The sequence below is a fragment of the Mesorhizobium sp. GbtcB19 genome (assembly GCF_019091085.1).
Taxonomy (GTDB): Bacteria; Pseudomonadota; Alphaproteobacteria; order Rhizobiales; family Rhizobiaceae; genus Mesorhizobium.
Map to the genome: position 1 here is coordinate 340,713 of NZ_JAGXJY010000003.1, position 16,766 is coordinate 357,478.

Here is a 16,766-nt window from a genome sequence, read left to right on the forward strand (position 1 = left end):
AAATAAGCATCTGATTTATTTATGATAATTTTGCAAGCGGGAAGCCCGTTCCGCACCTGCGAGGAAATTGTTGCAAAAAATTGCTTCCTTACAGCTCACCGACGCATCTTCGGAGGTGTCTTCAAAAGTGATTGAGCGTCAGGCGATTTTAAACGCAGGAGTTGCAGATATTCAGCGATCCCGGCCGGGTCCTGGGCGATCGTGTCAATTTTTCCGGTGCTTTTCTTCGCAGTTGCGATATAAACGCCCTCGGGCGGCATTTTGCGGAGAACGACATCGGGCATGGCGATGCAGGATGGCTCGTATGAAAGGCTGCGTGCCGCCGGCTGTGCCGATGAAGTCGCCTATGTGCAGGCCTGCCTGAGGCTGTTTTTCGCGCCCGGTGCCAGCGCCGACGCCGTCGCCGGTCGGACCGATACACCTGTGCCGGCAATCTCGGCAGAGAATGTCGCCGACATCGCCAGATTGAACAAAGTCGGCGTCTTCCTGCTCAAGGCGCTCCAGCGGACGTCCGCCGGCGCGGCGCCTCCCGGTTTGCCTGGCTGGCTCGACGGCTACCGTCGGCGCACCATGGCGATGAATGTCGCCTGCCTTGGCGATTCGATAGCGATTGACCGAGTGCTGCGCGACAGGCAGCTCGATTTCGTCTTCCTCAAGGGGCCGCTTCAGCAGCATTTGCTCTATGGCGACCACTTCATGAAGCCTTCCGGCGATGTCGACATACTGGTTTCGCCGGCGAGCTTCGCCGCGGCCCGCGAGGCGCTGCGCACGATCGGCTACGAAATTGCCGGCAAGTCGCGCTCGGTCTGGTGGGTGCGCTTTCTCGGCGAGCAGCACATAGTTCGCGACGATGGCACGAGGGCCTCGACGGTCGACCTCCACCACCGTCTGCAGCAGCCGGGTTCGCCGAGCCCGCGCGACACCGACGGCTTCCTGCGCCGCAAGCGCGTGGTCGAGGTCGCCGGCGCCGCCCTGCCGATCACCTCGGCGGCCGACACCTTGCTTTTGTCCTCGATCAGTGTCGCCAAGGCCTTTTTCAATCGCGAACCTTGTGCCGGCTATGTCTGCGATGTCAGGGCCAGCGCCAGCCGCCTGAGCGAAGCCGAGCAGCAGATGGTGCTCGACCACGCCGCCGGGCAGGGTCTGACCGACACGCTGCTCTTGGGATTGCGCGCCGCCGACGTGCTGCTCGGCGCCGGCGGCACGCTGCTTTCAGAGCGCGCCGCCCGCATTCTGGCGCGTATCGACAATGCCGATCTCTTTCATATGGTGCTCGCGCCCTGGCTTTCCTCGTTGCGCTGGCCGCAGCGCCGCCATGTGCTGTGGGAACTGTGCGGCCGCGAGCCCGTCCGGTATCTGGCCGAAGCCGGGTGGGCGGCCTCCGCCGACCTCAGCCGGCGCATCTTCGAGCGCTCTGCCGCTGTCGAGCCGGCGCGAGGCGACATTATCAAGATCACGCGCGGGGCAGCCACTCATGCAAGCGAAAGGTGAACCCATGCCCGTGACGACGCCCATGACGAGCCGGGAGGTCTGCGTCATCATCGCCGCGCGCAATGCGGCGCGCACGATCCCTGTCGCCATCGCTTCGGCGCTGCGCGAGCCGGAAGTCGCCGAAGTCGTCGTGGTCGACGACGCTTCCACCGACGACACCCGCGACGTGGCTTTGGCCGCCGACGACGGCAGCGGCCGGCTTTCCGTCATCCGCCTCGATGTCAATCGCGGTCCGTCTTCCGCCCGCAACATCGCCATCCAGGCTTCCAGGTCATCCTTCATCAGCATTCTCGACGCCGACGATTTCTTCCTCGAGGGCCGCTTTCGCAGGCTTTTCGCCGGCACCGACTGGGATTTTGCCGCCGACAACATCATGCTGATCCGCGACGATGCCGCGACCGACCTCGCCAAGGTCGCCGCGCCCCCTTTCGCCGCCGATCCGGAATTTCTCGATTTCGAGCGCTTCATCGACGGCAACATCTCGCGCCGCCGCGTCCTGCGCGGCGAGCTCGGTTTCCTCAAGCCGGTGATCAGCCGGGCCTTTCTCGATCGGCATGGGCTGACTTACGATGAAAACCTGCGCCTTGGCGAAGATTACGAGCTCTATGCACGTGCCGTCGCCTGCGGGGCGCGGTTCAAGATCATCAAATCCTGCGGCTATGGCGCGATCGTGCGTGCCGATTCGCTGAGCGGCCGCCACAGGACGCAGGATCTGGAGCGTCTTGCCGATGCCGATCTGGCGCTGCTTCAGATCGACAGCCTTCCCGAGCGCTCGAAGGCCGCGTTGCGGCGCCACGAGCGTCATGTCCGCGACAAATACCGGCTGCGCAACTTCCTCGACGTCAAGGCCGAGCGCGGCCTGGCGTCGGCGGCGGCTTACGCCTTCGCCAGCCAGTCGAATCTGATCCCGATCGTTCGCGGCGTCGCCACCGACAAACTCGACGCGCTGTTCCGCCGCACCGGGATTGCTGCAAAGCAGCAGATACCGCCGATGCGCTTTCTGATGGCGGCAACCAGTGCCGCAAACGAGTGATGCCGCATCGTCCCGAAGCCGCCGGCCCTCAAAAAATCCGCATTCGCAAAACTATGATGTTGCCTAGTCGCCGCGGTAGTGGCAGTCTATGTTGCAATGCAGCAATTTCGAAAGGCCGATAGGATGGCTTCGATTTTTGGCTTCAGATCCCGGGATCCGGCTCGCGACCGGACCACCGATCTTCAGCGTTTCGACCGGTTGGCGAAGCTGTTCGATCAGGTCGCGGCCGAGATCGAGGCGGAGAAAACCGGACTGGAGAACCGTTACAAGTCGACGGCCGCCAACGCGGCCTTTCTGGTCGAGGCGATGGAGAATGGTTCGGCGTCGACCAGCAAGGGATCGGATGTCAGCGTCATGACCAACTCGATTCTGAACTGCGAGCGGCGCATTGCGGAGCTGGCTCGCCAGAAAGGTCTGATGAAGGAACTGCGTCATTCGCTCGACGCGATTGTCGAGGACGGTTCCGATCGGTCTGCCGCGCAGTCCGCGGCAAGAGGCTGACGGCACCTTCAGGTGCGGTCACAGGTACGAGACACTAGAGGAGTTCAAGAGGGCGCAGGATCAGAATCGGCTCGCTGACGCGGGCCAAGGATGACTTTGGGTTGGGCGGACAACACAAAGGTGAGTTTGTTATGAACGCAGATCCCAGCAACACCTCCAACGTGGCGGCTTGCGCGTTGTCGCATACGCCACGCAATGGATTGAATAGCCTGCGGCTCGGTGTGTTCGGCGTCCTGTTTGCGATCGCGGCAACACTGACGGCGAGCTTGCATCCCGCGCGCGCGGAAGGGGCGCAACAGGACGTGCAAAGCGCGCCGTCCTTCGTCGACAATTTCTCGAATTTCGACCGGTCCCGCTGGTTCGTTTCGGACGGCTGGACCAATGGCGCCCATCAGAACTGCACCTGGTCGAAGGATCTCGTGCGGCTTTCCGACGGCGTGCTGTCGCTGGGCTTTGAAAAGCGCAAGCTGAAAGACCGCGACTTCGCCTGCGCCGAGATCCAGACCAAGCAGCGCTACGGTTACGGCGTCTACGAGGCGCGGATGAAGACCGGTACCGGCTCCGGACTCAACGCCGCCTTCTTCTCCTATATCGGCCCGCAGGACAAACAGCCCTGGGACGAGATCGACTTCGAGGTCCTCACCAAGGATCCTTCGAAAGTGCAGGTCAACAGCTACATCCAGGGCAAGCCGAAAAACGGCAAGCTGGTCGACGTCGAAGGCGGCGCCGACAAGGGCTTCAACGATTACGGCTTCGTCTGGGAGAAGGACCGGTTGCGCTGGTACGTCAACGGCAAGCTCGTCCACGAGGTCACCAACCCCGACGAGCTGCCGACGCATTCTCAGAAGATATTCTTCAGCCTCTGGGGTAGCGACAAGCTGACCAACTGGATGGGCGCCTTCGCCGATCCCGGCAACAAGGTGACCATGGAGGTCAAGCGCGTCGCTTTCACCGCTCTGGGTCAGCCATGCCAGTTCCCGGAATCGCTGGCATGCAGCATAAGTAACAGTAACTAGGCCGTTGGGCCTGGGGGATATCTGAACCGGCCGGGTCGCTTTTGTGGCCCGGCCTTTGACAGGAATAGAACCGAATGAATTTGACGGTGTTTGGGATTGGCTATGTCGGTCTCGTCCAGGCCGCTGTGCTTGCCGAGGTCGGCCACGAGGTGGTGTGCGTCGATATCGACGAGAAGAAGGTGGAGCGGCTCAACCAGGGCCTGATCCCGATTTTCGAACCGGGCCTCGAAAGCCTCGTCAAGGAAAACCACGCGGCCGGGCGTATCCGCTTCACCACCGACGCGGCGGCGGCGGTCAGGCATGGCCAGATCCAGATGATCGCGGTCGGCACGCCGCCCGGCGAAGATGGTTCGGCCGATCTGAAATATGTGCTGGCGGTGGCCGAGACCATCGGCCGCGAGATGGACAGCGCCAAGATCGTCGTCGGCAAGTCGACCGTACCGGTCGGCACCTGCGAAAAGGTGAAGGCCAGGATCGCCGAAACGCTGAAGAAGCGCGGCCGCGAGGATCTCACCTTCGACGTCGCCTCGAATCCGGAGTTCCTCAAGGAGGGCTCGGCGGTCGCCGACTGCATGAAGCCGGACCGCATCATCGTCGGCACCTCCAGCGAGGACACCGAGATGGTGATGCGCGAGCTCTATGCGCCGTTCAACCGCAACCACGAGAAGATGATCGTGATGGACGTGCGCAGCGCCGAATTCACCAAATACGCCGCCAACTGCATGCTGGCGACCAAGATCAGCTTCATGAACGAGATGGCCAATCTGGCCGAACAGCTGGGCGCCGACATCGAGGAGGTGCGCAAGGGCATCGGCTCGGATCCGCGCATCGGCTACCACTTCATCTATCCCGGCCTCGGCTATGGCGGCTCGTGCTTCCCGAAGGACGTGCGCGCGCTGATCAAGACCGCCGAGGGCGTCAAGTTCGACGCCAAATTGCTGCGCGCCGTCGAGGAGCGCAACAATGCGCAAAAGTCGGTCCTGTTCGACAAGGTCAACCACTATTTCAAGGGCGCTCTCAAGGGCAAGACATTCGCCGTCTGGGGCCTGGCCTTCAAGCCCAACACGGACGACATGCGCGAGGCGCCGTCGCGCACGCTGATGGAAGCGCTGTGGGCAGCCGGCGCCAAGGTGCAGGCCTATGATCCCGAGGCCATGCAGGAGTGCCAGGCGATCTACGGCCTGCGCGACGATCTGCTTTTGTGCGGCACCAAGGAAGCAGCACTTCGCGGCGCCGACGCGCTGCTGATCTGCACCGAATGGAAGAGCTTCCGCGCGCCCTCCTTCGATGCGCTCAAGGATGCGCTGACCACGCCGGTCATCTTCGACGGCCGCAACCTCTACGATCCCAAGGTGATCGCGCGCTACGGCATCGAGTATTTCTCGATCGGCAGGATGGCGGCATGACGGCAGTCGCTTGTCTCAGGGAGAACCGCAGCCGCCGCGAACGACAGCGGGGCCGACAATGACCATGCGCGCAAAGCAGGAGGGTTCGATCTGATGGTGCTCGACGTTCGGCCCGAACAAATCGCCAACGAGCATTTCGATCTCGTCGTCATCGGATCCGGCTTCGGTTCGTCCTTCTTCCTGCACGAATTCCTGAAGCGGCGCAAAGCCCGCGTCCTGGTGCTGGAATGGGGCCGCCACAACACGCATGAGTGGCAGCTCAGCCAGAACGCCAACACCGACATCGACGACGAGAGCACCTACAAGACCGACAATGCCGACAAGCCGTGGAACTACACGATCGGCCTCGGCGGCGGCACCAATTGCTGGTTCGCGCAGACGCCGCGTTTCCATCCCAACGACTTCAGGCTGAAGAGCACCTACGGCGTCGGCAACGACTGGCCGATCAGCTATGACGAACTCGAGCCGTTCTATGGCGATGCGGAGGAGGTCATGTCGATCTCCGGCGATCCCGACATGGCGCGCATGCTGCCGCGCTCGCGGCCGTTTCCGCAGCCGCCGCATCGCATGTCGACGCCCGACCGCATGATGAAGGCGGCGCAGCCGGATCAGCACTTCGTCATGCCGACCGCCCGGGCACGCGTGGCGACGGCGCAGCGCGCCTCGTGCTGCGCCAATCTCAGATGCTGGCTGTGTCCGGCGGATGCCAAGTTCACAGTCAACAACGGTTTGATGCATGTCTTCCAGCATCCGGATGTCTCGGTCTGCCTGGGAGCCGAGGTGCGCCGCTTCGACCATGCCGGCAATGCTGTCCGTTCCGTCGTCTTCATGCAGGACGGCAAGGAATATTCGGTCGGCGGCGACCTCTTCATCCTCGGCGCCAACGCCATACAGAGCCCGGCGATCATGCTGCGCTCCGGACTTGGCGGCGAGTTCGTCGGGCTGGGCCTGCACGAGTCCTATGGATGGAATTACGAGGCCTATCTCGGCGGTGTCGACAATTTCGACGGCTCGACTATTACCACCGGCCTGAACTTCGGCCTCTATGACGGGCCGCACCGGGCCGAGCATGCGGCGGCGCTCGTCTATTTCGAGAATCGCTGGCAGCACGGCATGCGCGCCGAGAAGGGCAGGCTGCGCCAGGTGCTGCCCTTGGTCATCGTCACCGAGAACCTGCTCGACCCCGAAAACCGTGTCATCCTCGACAAGGACGATAACGCTTTCGTGAGCTTCAAGGGCGCGTCGGACTACGCGACCAAGGGCATGGCGAAAGCGCTCGAACGGCTGCCCGAACTGCTCAAGCCGCTACCGATCGAGCAGATTTTCGATCGCGGCATCAGGCCGACCGAATCGCATGTGCAGGGCACGCTGCGCATGGGCACCGGCCCGGCCGACTCCGTGGTCGACCGCGACATGATCCATCATCAGCTCAGGAATCTCGTGGTCGTCGGCACCAGCACCTATCCGAGCTGTTCCTGCGCCAATCCAAGCCTGACCGCGGCTGCCTTGTCCCTGCGGGCGGCGGGCAAGCTGGCGGCATGAGGGAGGGGTCGATGAAGATCACGCGCCGCACCGCGCTTGCCATCGTCGCCGGCGGGATTGCCTCGACCGGCATCGCGGCCGCCGCCGTCTCGTCCTTCTCGGACGAGGATCTGGTTCGCGTCACGCTGGAAAAATATTTCGGGCCGCTCAACATGCGCATCGAGCACTTGCAGCAATTCGTGCTCGAATTCCAGAACCGCAACCCGTGGATTTTCCCGAGCGACAGGCTGGCCGACGCGATGACGCTTTTGGAAACCGTGAAGCTCGACAAGGCGCGCGAATTCCTGCCCAGCCAGAGGCAGCAGGATGTCGGGAACTTCGAGCGCTGGGTGATCGCCGAGTTCCACATGCTGACCGATTATGCCTGGCGCAGCTCGCCGAGCGATCCGATCCGCTTCACCGGCTGGCATCCATGCACCAACCCCTTCGCCAACTTGGAGCAGCAGAATGCGTAAGGCAGGCGGAACAAAAGTTGCGCGCCATGCATGTTTGCGCGTTTCCAAAATCACGCCGGCGAACGGCGCATCCGCAATAGTATGAGGTCACCAATGGCTGCACAGCCGAAACCGACGGTCACCGTCATCGTCCCCACCTTCAACCGCGAGAAGTACCTGCCCGAAGCCATCGCCAGCCTGCTCGGGCAGACTGTGGTGCCGGACCAGATCCTGATCGTGGATGACGGCTCGACCGACAACACCGGCGCGGTGGCCGCCTCTTTCCCCGCGCCGGTGGAATATTACCGCAAGGAAAATGGCGGCAAGTCGACGGCGCTGAACTTCGCCCTGAAGCGCTGCACAGGGGATTTCGTCTGGGTGTTCGACGACGACGATGTCGCGCATCCGACGGCGCTTGAACGGTTTCTCGCCGCGTTCGAGCGGGAGCCGGCCGCCGATTTCGCTTTCGGCGAATATGCGCGCTTCCAGCAATCGGCCCAGATCGAAGACCAGAATTACGAGATCGTCGCCTTCGGCCATGTCGGCCAGGACAATTTCTTCCCGTCGCATCTCGAATATTGCCACGTCCATCAGCCGGGCCTGCTGGTGCGCCGCGAATGCTACGACGAGGTCGGAGGCTTCAACGAAACCCTGGTCCGGTCGCAGGACTACGAGATGATGCTGAGATTGGCGCGCCGGTTCAAGGCTGCCAGGGTCGACGGCCTGATGTTCTTCCAGCGCCAGCACGACATGGTTCGCGGCAGCACCAAGGTGGTGATTTCCTATACCGACCGGATAAAGGCCTGGGGTTCATACGACCGGGTGATCATGGAGGAGATCTACAGGTCGGTCGACCTGCATGAGTATCTCGATCGCTCTGAACAGGCCCTGCCGAAAACGGCGGCTCTGGAGATGCAGGCACTGCTGCAGCGTTCGAGCATCATGGCCAGGAAGGGGCTATGGCACCACGCGGCCGAAGACATCCGCCGCTACGCCCTGCTCGCCGAACGAGCCGGCAAGACGTCGCTCAGCGACAAGGAGCGCGCCATCGTGCGGCGCACCTTCGAAGCCTATGACACTGGTCTGGCATCCGCCCCCGCCGACGCATTCGTTTCGGCGGTGAAGGGATGGAAGTCCGGGCCGTTAAAGGCCGATATCGTCAGGGAGTACATGCATTCCTTCCCTCACTATCTGGCGCGGGACCTGAAGGCCGGAAAGGTGATCCCGGCATCGAAGCTCTTGCGGGAATATTCGACGCTGTCGCTCTCCGCCTCGGTCGGTCGCTTGTACCAGGCGATGACCTCGAAGCTTCCATTGCTGCGTAGCGCAAGCTGATCAGCCTCGCTGGGCCGGATAGGAGACGATCGATGAAAGTGCTTTTTGCGAGCGGCAACGGATACATTCCCGAGTTCACCGGCGGCGTGCAATCCAACACTCATCATCTGGTCGAACAGCTGATCGAGCATGGGCACCAGGCGTCGGTGCTTGCCTCGCTGTTCGGTGACGGCATGTTCGGCTTCAAGGCGCGGGCCAAGATGAAACTGTTGCGGCAGCCGGCGGTGGTCGACAATTTTCCCGGCTATCCGGTGATGCGCGCCTGGTTCCCCTGGGACGCGGCCGCCTTCGCCGTCGAGAAAACCAGACCCGACGTCGCCGTCGTGCAGTGCCACAAGTCCGTCCTGCTGGGAAAGGCGCTTCTCGCCGAAGGCGTGCCGCTGGTCGTCTATCTCCACAACGTCGAATTTCATGAGCTCGCCGGCGATCCGCGCGAGCTCGGTTCGGCCTTGTACATCGCCAATTCCGAGTTCACGGCGCGCACCTACGAGGAAAAGTTCGGCATCGAGTCGATCGTGCTTCCGCCGACCATCAACGACGCGCTCTACTGCACCCACACGAGCGGCGAATTCGTCACCATGATCAACCCCTATGAGGAGAAGGGTTTCGATCTTGCGGTGAAGATTGCTGCGGCCTGCCCGGAGATCCCGTTCCTGTTCGTGGAAAGCTGGAAGCTCGAGGACGACCATCGTGCCCGCATCGAGAAGACCATCGCGCCGCTTGCGAATGTCACGCTGGAGAACCGCACCAACGACATGAAGACGGTCTATGGCCGCACCCGGATCCTGCTCGCGCCGAGCAAATGGGAGGAAGCCTGGGGCCGCGTCGCGTCCGAGGCGCATTGCAGCGGCATCCCCGTCGTCGGATCACGGCGTGGCGGCCTGCCCGAAGCGATCGGTCCCGGCGGCGTGGTGCTCGACTACGACGCTCCGGTGGCCGACTGGGCTTCGGCGGTGCGGCGACTGTGGACCGACCGCCAGGAATATGAGCGGCTCTCGGCCGCGGCGCTCGCCTTCTCCAAACGCCCGGAGCTCGACCCGGCGCGGCAATTGGTGGTGTTTCTCGATCTGCTCGAAAGAGCGGCCCGGCAAGGCGCCCGCCGCGCCGCGTAAGCAATTCCAGGAAGTGTGAAACGCCCTTATGCCGGGCGCTTCACCCGGTTCTTCAGCGCCTCATAGCCGCGCTCGCCGAGCAATGCGCGGGCGGTCGCCTTGACGGCCTGCTTGCGTCCATCGAGCGAATTGATCTGCCTGAGCCGCGCCGGAAGGTTGCGCGCCGCCTGCTGCAGTGCCGGCAGCGACAGCGGGTCGGGCAGGCTCACAATGTTGGTTTCGACGCACAGCACCGGCTTGCCGGAGAGCTTGGCGATCCTCTGCGCCTGCTCGTGCTCGCTCTCGATGAACAGGATGGCGTCCGACTTGCGGTAGAACTCGGCCTTGAAGCTGCCATGCGCGCCGAGCCGCTGTCGCTCGGCCTTGTTCGGCAGGTCAAGCATGATGAGATGATCGTATTTGATGTTTTGGCCGGCGAGCCAGGCCTCGGTCAGCTTGCGGTATTTTTCCAGCCGGCTCGTCACCAGCCAGCCGATCTTGCGTGTCGGCGCGAGCAGCGGCCGCGCCTCGGCCAGGAACTTCTCGTATGCCGGGCCGTCGTCGTTTTCGTCCTCGGTCGGATCGAGGCAAAGCACGCCGTCAATGTCGACGCAGCATTGCTCGAGGAACATGTGATGCATGAAATTCCACTGAAACATCCTGGGATGCGGCACGGCCTCGAAGACCATGTCGGTTTCCTCATGCTGCAGCGACAGCCCGAACACGGCGGCGAAGATGAAATCGCCCTTGATGCCGCTGGCCGCGATCTTTTCGCGCGCGTCGCGCATGGCGGTGCCGCCGATGATGCTGTCGTCGATCACCAGGATCTTGCGCATCTCGGAGGCTTGCCGGTCGAGGCCCGCCCAGCGTTTCGTGATGCCCGACGTGTAGATCCGGCCGGCCAGGAAACTGTCGAGGTCGGTCATCGGGATGTTCGCGATCAGGCTGACCATGGTACCGGCGAGGATGCCGCTCCTCGGCACGCCGACGACCAGGTCGATGTCGCGCGGCAGCCGGTGCAGGTTGCGCACGATCGCGTCGTTCATGTCTGAGATCGATCGGTAGTTCATGCGGTTATTCCTGTCCTGAGATCGGCGTGTCGCGAGCGGTGCGGTTCATTTCGCCTCGCTTGGAGTGGCGGAAAACCCGCGTGCCGGGATCAGCCGCAACGCCTCGCGAAGCGCTTCGCGGCCGGCGCCGAAGGCAAGCGCGACGATGATGGTGACGGCATAGGAGAGCGCCGCGCCGCCGGCCAGCGCGACGACGGGCGGCGCTTGCAGCAATGGTTTGGCGAGCCAGACCAGGCCGAGCGCCAGATGCGCGCCGAGCACGAAAGGCAGCGCCGCGTGAAGCACATGGCTGGCCTTGAGCGGTCCGCTCCTGCCGACATAGAGCCACAGGAACGGCGTGCGCATATATTCGCTGATCGCATAGGCGACGGCGACGCCAAGCGCGCCATAGGGAAGGCCGATGGCAAAGGCCGCCACCGAGGTCACCGCTGTGATGATGCCCCAGCGCATGAAGTCGCCTGAACGGCCCTGGCTTACGAACAGCCATCCCGCGGGATTGTTGAGCGGCTGCAGCAGGCCGGCAAAGCCCAGCGCCAGGAAGATCGGCGCGCTGCCTCGCCATTGCTCGCCGAGCACGAAGGGAATGAGCGTGTCGGACATGGCGGTGGCGAAGGCGACGCCCGGAAGCGCCACCAGAAGGATCAGTGGCATGACCCGCAGATAGGCGCTGCGGTAGCGGTCCGGCTCGTCCTTCAGCCGCGACAGCGCCGGCACCATCACCTTCGCCAGCGGGTTGGTGATCTGGCTGAGCGGGAACAGCAAAAGCTTGTAGGCGCGGTCATAGAGGCCGAGCTGCGCCTCGCCCCAGTATTTGCCGATCAGCACATTGTCGAGGTTGCGGGCAAAGAAATTGGCGAAGTTGAAGCCGGTGATGCCGGCGCCGAAATTGATCAGCGCGCCGATGCCTTCGACCTTGCGCGGCAGGCCGGGGCGCCAGCGCGACGAATACCAGTAGCAAAGCGTCGGCAGCACGGCGCTTGCCAGCGTACCGGCGAAAAGCGCCCAGTAGGAGCGGTCGATGAAGGTCCAGCCTATCGACACCGCGACACCGATGATGGCGCTGGCGATGTCGATGATGGCCAGCCGCGTGAACTCCATGCGGCGCGTCAGCAGCGCCACATGCTGGGCTCCCAGACCGTAGGCCAGGATCTGCAGGCCGAAGGCGGCGACGAGGCCCGTCACGCGCGGCTCGCCATAGAAGGCGGCGACCAGCGGCGCCGAAGCCGCGAGCACGCAGGCCAGCACCGCGCTCACCGCCACGTTGATCCAGAAGAGGTAGTTGACCTCCTCGTGGCGGATGCCGGTCTTCTGGATCGTCGCCTGGGTCAGGCCGAAATCCTGGAACAGCGCGATGAAGGCAAGCACCGGCGCGCACATCGCCACGACACCGAAATCCTGCGGCGACAAAAGCCGCGACAGCACGATGACGGAGATGATCTGCGTCGCCACGCGCACGCCTTGCGCCATCGCGGTGACGACCGCGCCGCGTCCGACCGATTTGCGCAGAGAGCCCTCAGGCGGATCGAATGCACTGGTTTCCAAATTCAGGATCCCTGATCTTGCTACCGATCCGACATCGTCACGACCGGCGCCCGCCGCCATGCGTAAACTACCGCAAGACCTTTTTGCAGTGCAACAAAAAATGTGCGGACGGTTGCTCCGCAGCACCAAAATTGTTGCGATGCAGCAAAAGCTGTACTAGCATCCCCGATGGGTGGGCCCAACAGCGGTCGAGTTTCATGCTGCATGTCTTGTACCTTGTGCATGACGTATCCGACCCGGCGGTGCGCCGGAGGGTACAGATGCTCAAGGCAGGCGGCGCCAGAGTTACCCTGGCGGGCTTCCGCCGCACCACCAATCCGGTCGCCGCGATCGAGGGTATCGAGCCTGTCGACCTTGGCGCGACGCGCGACGGCCGATTCGCGCAGCGCATCGGCGCGGTCGCCAAGGCTGCCATGTCGATCGGTGCGAAACTGGGCGCCATGCCCAGGCCCGATCTCATCATCGCGCGCAACCTCGAGATGCTGGCGCTCGCCCGCCGTGCCAATGCCGCGCTCGGGGCGAGCGTGCCGATTGTCTATGAATGCCTGGATATCCATCGCCTGGTGCTGCGCGACGATTTTGTCGGCAGGACCCTGCGCGGCGCCGAGCGCCGCCTTGCCCGCGACGTGAAGCTTCTGGTGACGAGCTCGCCGGCCTTCATCGCCAATTATTTCGAGCCGTTCGGGCAGATCGTCGCACCCGTCGAACTGATCGAGAACAAATATTTCGAGGCAGCATCTATTGCCGCAGCGCCTTCTTTCGACGACGCCGGCCCGGCGTCGCCGCCCTGGCGCATCGGCTGGTTCGGCGCCCTGCGCTGCCGCCGCTCGCTGGAATTGTTGGCCGATTTCACCCGCCGGCAGTCAGGCCGTTTCGAGGTTGTGCTCAGAGGCCGTCCGGCACTGTCCGAATTCCCGGACTTTCATGGTTTCGTCCAAGCCGAGCCCTGGCTTTCGTTCGGCGGCCCTTACCGCAACCCGGAGGACATGGCGGCAATCTACCAGGAGGTGCATTTCTCCTGGGCGATCGATTTCTTCGAAGCCGGCCAGAATTCCGAATGGCTGCTGCCGAACCGCCTCTATGAGGGCTGCCGCTTCGGCGCCGTGCCGATCTCGATGGCGGACACCGAAACCGGCCGGTTCCTGAAACAGAAGGATATCGGCGTGCTTCTGTCCGAGGCGACGGTTGAGGGCATCGAGGCGATGCTGGGCCGGATCGACCAGGATGGATATCGCGGTCTGAAGTCGCGGGTGCTGGCCCGCAATCCGCGAACCTGGAGCTACGACCGCGGCGACTGCGCGGCCTTCGTCGAAAAACTGCGCGGCCTCGCTGCCATGCCTTCGACTTTTGCGGCGGCGGCGTAATGACGGAGGACGTGCAAAGACCGATGACGCAGGCCATTCCATCGATCCTGATCGTCATTCCCTGCCTCGACGAGGCCGCGCATATCGGCGGTCTGCTCGACCAGTTGCGGCCCGCCGCGGCCAGACTCGGCGGCCGCATCGTCGTCGCCGACGGCGGCAGCACCGACGGCACGCAAGCCATCGTCGAAAACATCGTGGCCTTGGATCCCCGCGTCCTCCTGCTCGCCAACCCGAAGCGCATCCAGAGCGCCGCCATCAATCTGGCGGTCGCGAGCCTCGGCGAAGGCGCCGACTATCTCATCCGCATCGACGCGCATGGCGGTTATCCGGACGATTACTGCGACCGGCTGGTCGAGGAAGCGCTTGCCACCGGCGCCGATTCGGTCGTCGTTTCGATGCTGACCGCCGGCACCGGCGCCGTGCAGAAGGCCGTCGCGGCGGCGCAGAACTCCAAGCTCGGCACCGGCGGCTCGAAGCACCGGCACATGTCCGAAGGCGAATGGGTCGATCACGGCCACCACGCGCTGATGCGCATCGCCGCCTTCAGGCAGGTCGGCGGCTATGACGAGAGTTTCAGCCACAACGAGGACGCCGAGCTCGACTACCGCCTGCGCCAGGCCGGCTGCCGCATCTGGATGAGCGGCAGGACGCAGATGGTCTATTATCCGCGCTCGACGCTGAAGAGCCTGTATTTCCAGTATCTCGGCTATGGCCGCGGCCGCGCCAGGAATGTGCTCAAGCACCGCATGGTGCCGAAGGTCCGGCAGATGATCCCGATTCTGGTCGCGCCCGTGGTGCTGCTCGCCCTGTTCTCCTTTGTCCACTGGCTGGCGGCGGTGCCGTTCCTTTTGTGGGCGTCCGTGTGCCTCGGCTACGGCCTGGCGACCGCGATACGCCAGCGCAATGCCGGCATCGCCCTGGCCGGCGTCTCGGCGATGGTCATGCATTTCGGCTGGTCCGTCGGCTTCTGGCAGCAGCTTTTGACGCCGCGCTCGCAGCGCAAGGTGGCGTGATGACCGGCCGCTCGATCGACATCTGCATCTGCACCTTCCGTCGGCCGGAGCTGGCCGACACGCTGCGCTCCGTCGCCGCGCTGGAGAAGCCCGAGGGGTTGGAGATCGGCATCGTCATTGCCGACAATGACGATGAGCCCAGCGCCCAGAAGCTGGTGAAGGCATTGGCCGAGGAGCTGAAGCTGCCGATCCGCTATCGCCACGCGCCAGCGCGCAACATCTCGATCGCCCGCAATGCCTGCCTCGATGCCAGCGTTTCGGACTTCGCCGTCTTCATCGACGACGATGAGACCGCGTCGCCCGGCTGGCTCGTCGAATTGATGGCGACGGCCGATGCCACCGGCGCCGCGGCGGTGCTCGGACCGGTGCGGGCGCATTATCGCCAGGACGCGCCGGACTGGATGCGAAAGGGCGATTTCCACTCGACCTTGCCGGTCTGGGTGCGTGGCGAGATCCGCACCGGCTACACCTGCAACGTCCTGCTCAGAACGACCGATGCGAGCCTGCGCGGCCGGCGCTTCAGCCTGGCGCGCGGCCAGACCGGCGGCGAGGACACCGAGTTCTTCGATGCCATGGTCAAGGCCGGCGGCCGTATCGCCTTTGCGCCGCAAGCCTTTGTCGACGAGGTGGTGCCGCGCTCCAGGGCGGCGTTCGATTGGCTGCGCCGCCGTCGCTTCCGCTTCGGTCAGACCCACGGCCACCTGATCGGCCACAACACGGGCGGCGTGCGACGCGCCGGCCAGGTCGGGCTCGCTTCCGCCAAGGCCGCCTATTGCTTCGGCATGGCGGTTTTGACCGCGATCAGCCCGGTGCGGCGGAACCGCAGCGTGCTGCGCGGCATTATGCACGTTGGTGTCGTCAGCGGTTTGGTCGGCGTCCGCGAAATCCGCCAGTACGGCCTCACTTCGCCAGAGCAAGGGAACAAACGTGCAGCCTGACGTCAGCTTCGTCATAGCCGCCTACAATGCCGAGGCGACCCTAGACCGCGCTATCGCCGCCGCGATCGCGCAACGCGGCGTGACTGTCGAGATCATCGTCGTCGACGACCAGTCGCGCGACGGCACGCTGGATGTGGCGCGCGCCTATCCGCAAGACATCGTCAAGGTGGTGGCGCTACCCGCCAATCGCGGTCCGGGCGGCGCCCGCAATGCCGGCCTCGACCTTGCCCGCGGCCGCTGGGTGGCGGTGCTCGATTCCGACGATGCCGTGCATCCGGACCGTCTGGCGGCGATGATCGCGCGGGCGGAAGCGGCCGGCGCCGAGATCGCCGTCGACAATGTCCAGGTCGTACGCGAGGACGGCACGCCCGACGACATCATGTTCCCGACCGGCTATCTGGAAGGTTTGCGCGAAATTTCGCTGGCCGACTACATCGCCGGCAATCTGGTCTTCGAATCGCGCTTCAATTTCGGCTATCTCAAGCCGATCTTCCAGCGCCGGTTCCTCGACGAAAACAGACTGCGCTACGACGAGGAACTGCGCATCGGCGAGGACTACATTCTCTTGGCAAGCGCGCTGGCCAGCGGCGGCCGTTGCGTGGTCGAGCCGACCGTCGGCTACGTCTATCACATCCGCTCCGGCTCGATCTCGCGCGTGCTCGAATTGCACCATGTCGAGGCGATGATGCGCGCCGACGCAGCGTTCGCGGCGGCATATCCCATGGACAGCAGCGCCCGGGCGGCGTTCGCCAGACGCGGCCGCAGCCTGCGCAAGGCAGCGTCGTTCCTGGCCCTGGTTCAACACATCAAGGCGCGCGCGCTGCTCAAGGCGATAGGCGCGGCGCTCAGGGATCCGGCCGCGGTCAGGCATATGTCGATGCCGATCGCGGTCCGGCTGAGAAGGGTTGCGGCAAGGTTTGCCGCGGGGGTGGGGAGACGAAGCATGCGGGCGAGTTTTTGATAGCCGGCGATAGGTAGAAATCTTTTTCT

At 63.9% G+C, this 16,766-nt stretch carries 16 protein-coding genes; 13 read left to right on the forward strand and 3 right to left on the reverse strand.

Annotated features, from left to right (window positions below; translation table 11 throughout):
• Window positions 1-95 precede the first annotated feature (95 nt).
• The gene (locus KVT37_RS08315) at window positions 96-284 is read right to left on the reverse strand and encodes a hypothetical protein (RefSeq protein ID WP_217571531.1); all 189 of its coding nucleotides are present in this window, start codon (window positions 282-284) and stop codon (window positions 96-98) included.
• Here KVT37_RS08315 and KVT37_RS08320 point away from each other — a divergent pair.
• From KVT37_RS08320 to KVT37_RS08360, 9 genes are all read left to right on the forward strand, one after another.
• The gene (locus KVT37_RS08320) at window positions 283-1,491 is read left to right on the forward strand and encodes a nucleotidyltransferase family protein (protein WP_217571533.1); all 1,209 of its coding nucleotides are present in this window, start codon (window positions 283-285) and stop codon (window positions 1,489-1,491) included. The two genes, KVT37_RS08315 and KVT37_RS08320, sit on opposite strands and share 2 nt — an antisense overlap.
• Window positions 1,492-1,513: 22 nt before the next feature.
• Window positions 1,514-2,524: a glycosyltransferase family 2 protein gene (locus KVT37_RS08325; protein ID WP_217571535.1), complete on the forward strand. Its 1,011-nt coding sequence runs from the start codon at window positions 1,514-1,516 to the stop codon at window positions 2,522-2,524.
• Between the two features lie 123 nt (window positions 2,525-2,647).
• A complete protein-coding gene (locus KVT37_RS08330) occupies window positions 2,648-3,025 on the forward strand; it encodes a hypothetical protein (protein WP_217571537.1) in 378 nt (125 codons plus the stop codon).
• A 131-nt stretch (window positions 3,026-3,156) separates the two neighbouring features.
• Window positions 3,157-4,041: a glycoside hydrolase family 16 protein gene (locus KVT37_RS08335; RefSeq protein ID WP_254633874.1), complete on the forward strand. Its 885-nt coding sequence runs from the start codon at window positions 3,157-3,159 to the stop codon at window positions 4,039-4,041.
• Between the two features lie 74 nt (window positions 4,042-4,115).
• Complete coding sequence (locus KVT37_RS08340; RefSeq protein WP_217571539.1) at window positions 4,116-5,447, forward strand: UDP-glucose/GDP-mannose dehydrogenase family protein; 1,332 nt, start codon at window positions 4,116-4,118, stop codon at window positions 5,445-5,447.
• A gap of 93 nt (window positions 5,448-5,540) precedes the next feature.
• Window positions 5,541-6,989, forward strand: coding sequence for a GMC oxidoreductase (locus tag KVT37_RS08345; protein ID WP_217571541.1), 1,449 nt, complete (start codon window positions 5,541-5,543; stop codon window positions 6,987-6,989).
• 11 nt (window positions 6,990-7,000) lie between these two features.
• A complete protein-coding gene (locus KVT37_RS08350) occupies window positions 7,001-7,444 on the forward strand; it encodes a hypothetical protein (RefSeq protein ID WP_217571543.1) in 444 nt (147 codons plus the stop codon).
• 93 nt (window positions 7,445-7,537) lie between these two features.
• A complete protein-coding gene (locus KVT37_RS08355; RefSeq protein WP_217571545.1) occupies window positions 7,538-8,758 on the forward strand; it encodes a glycosyltransferase in 1,221 nt (406 codons plus the stop codon).
• Between the two features lie 32 nt (window positions 8,759-8,790).
• Complete coding sequence (locus KVT37_RS08360) at window positions 8,791-9,870, forward strand: glycosyltransferase (protein ID WP_217571547.1); 1,080 nt, start codon at window positions 8,791-8,793, stop codon at window positions 9,868-9,870.
• A 26-nt stretch (window positions 9,871-9,896) separates the two neighbouring features.
• Here KVT37_RS08360 and KVT37_RS08365 read toward each other — a convergent pair whose 3' ends face one another.
• Window positions 9,897-10,919 (reverse strand): phosphoribosyltransferase, encoded by a 1,023-nt coding sequence (locus KVT37_RS08365; RefSeq protein ID WP_217571549.1) that lies wholly within the window; start codon window positions 10,917-10,919, stop codon window positions 9,897-9,899.
• Between the two features lie 45 nt (window positions 10,920-10,964).
• Window positions 10,965-12,461, reverse strand: a complete 1,497-nt coding sequence (locus KVT37_RS08370) for a lipopolysaccharide biosynthesis protein (RefSeq protein ID WP_217571551.1) — start codon at window positions 12,459-12,461, stop codon at window positions 10,965-10,967.
• Between the two features lie 197 nt (window positions 12,462-12,658).
• On the opposite strand from KVT37_RS08370, the gene KVT37_RS08375 reads away from it, so the two are divergent.
• The 4 genes from KVT37_RS08375 to KVT37_RS08390 are packed head-to-tail and all read left to right on the forward strand — an operon-like array spanning window position 12,659 to window position 16,737.
• Window positions 12,659-13,825: a glycosyltransferase gene (locus KVT37_RS08375; protein ID WP_217571553.1), complete on the forward strand. Its 1,167-nt coding sequence runs from the start codon at window positions 12,659-12,661 to the stop codon at window positions 13,823-13,825.
• Window positions 13,826-13,848: 23 nt separating this feature from the next.
• On the forward strand, window positions 13,849-14,838 hold the full coding sequence (locus KVT37_RS08380) for a glycosyltransferase family 2 protein (RefSeq protein WP_217571555.1): 990 nt from the start codon (window positions 13,849-13,851) through the stop codon (window positions 14,836-14,838).
• The gene (locus KVT37_RS08385; RefSeq protein WP_217571557.1) at window positions 14,838-15,776 is read left to right on the forward strand and encodes a glycosyltransferase family 2 protein; all 939 of its coding nucleotides are present in this window, start codon (window positions 14,838-14,840) and stop codon (window positions 15,774-15,776) included. The genes KVT37_RS08380 and KVT37_RS08385 overlap by 1 nt, the downstream gene beginning before the upstream one ends.
• Entirely contained in the window at window positions 15,766-16,737 is a 972-nt protein-coding gene (locus tag KVT37_RS08390) for a glycosyltransferase family 2 protein (RefSeq protein WP_217571560.1), read from the forward strand. Before KVT37_RS08385 ends, KVT37_RS08390 begins: the two co-directional genes overlap by 11 nt.
• The last annotated feature ends 29 nt before the right edge of the window (window positions 16,738-16,766 follow it).

Excerpts from the sequence above, each read along its gene's own strand:
- KVT37_RS08325 (WP_217571535.1), top strand. The coding sequence starts at position 1,514 with ATGACGAGCCGGGAGGTCTGCGTCATCATCGCCGCGCGCAATGCGGCG.
- KVT37_RS08345 (WP_217571541.1), top strand. The coding sequence starts at position 5,541 with ATGGTGCTCGACGTTCGGCCCGAACAAATCGCCAACGAGCATTTCGAT.
- KVT37_RS08355 (WP_217571545.1), top strand. The coding sequence starts at position 7,538 with ATGGCTGCACAGCCGAAACCGACGGTCACCGTCATCGTCCCCACCTTC.
- KVT37_RS08315 (WP_217571531.1), bottom strand. The coding sequence starts at position 284 with ATGCCCGATGTCGTTCTCCGCAAAATGCCGCCCGAGGGCGTTTATATC.
- KVT37_RS08320 (WP_217571533.1), top strand. The coding sequence starts at position 283 with ATGGCGATGCAGGATGGCTCGTATGAAAGGCTGCGTGCCGCCGGCTGT.
- KVT37_RS08360 (WP_217571547.1), top strand. The coding sequence starts at position 8,791 with ATGAAAGTGCTTTTTGCGAGCGGCAACGGATACATTCCCGAGTTCACC.
- KVT37_RS08365 (WP_217571549.1), bottom strand. The coding sequence starts at position 10,919 with ATGAACTACCGATCGATCTCAGACATGAACGACGCGATCGTGCGCAAC.
- KVT37_RS08335 (WP_254633874.1), top strand. The coding sequence starts at position 3,157 with ATGAACGCAGATCCCAGCAACACCTCCAACGTGGCGGCTTGCGCGTTG.
- KVT37_RS08330 (WP_217571537.1), top strand. The coding sequence starts at position 2,648 with ATGGCTTCGATTTTTGGCTTCAGATCCCGGGATCCGGCTCGCGACCGG.
- KVT37_RS08350 (WP_217571543.1), top strand. The coding sequence starts at position 7,001 with ATGAAGATCACGCGCCGCACCGCGCTTGCCATCGTCGCCGGCGGGATT.
- KVT37_RS08340 (WP_217571539.1), top strand. The coding sequence starts at position 4,116 with ATGAATTTGACGGTGTTTGGGATTGGCTATGTCGGTCTCGTCCAGGCC.
- KVT37_RS08385 (WP_217571557.1), top strand. The coding sequence starts at position 14,838 with ATGACCGGCCGCTCGATCGACATCTGCATCTGCACCTTCCGTCGGCCG.
- KVT37_RS08375 (WP_217571553.1), top strand. The coding sequence starts at position 12,659 with ATGCTGCATGTCTTGTACCTTGTGCATGACGTATCCGACCCGGCGGTG.
- KVT37_RS08380 (WP_217571555.1), top strand. The coding sequence starts at position 13,849 with ATGACGCAGGCCATTCCATCGATCCTGATCGTCATTCCCTGCCTCGAC.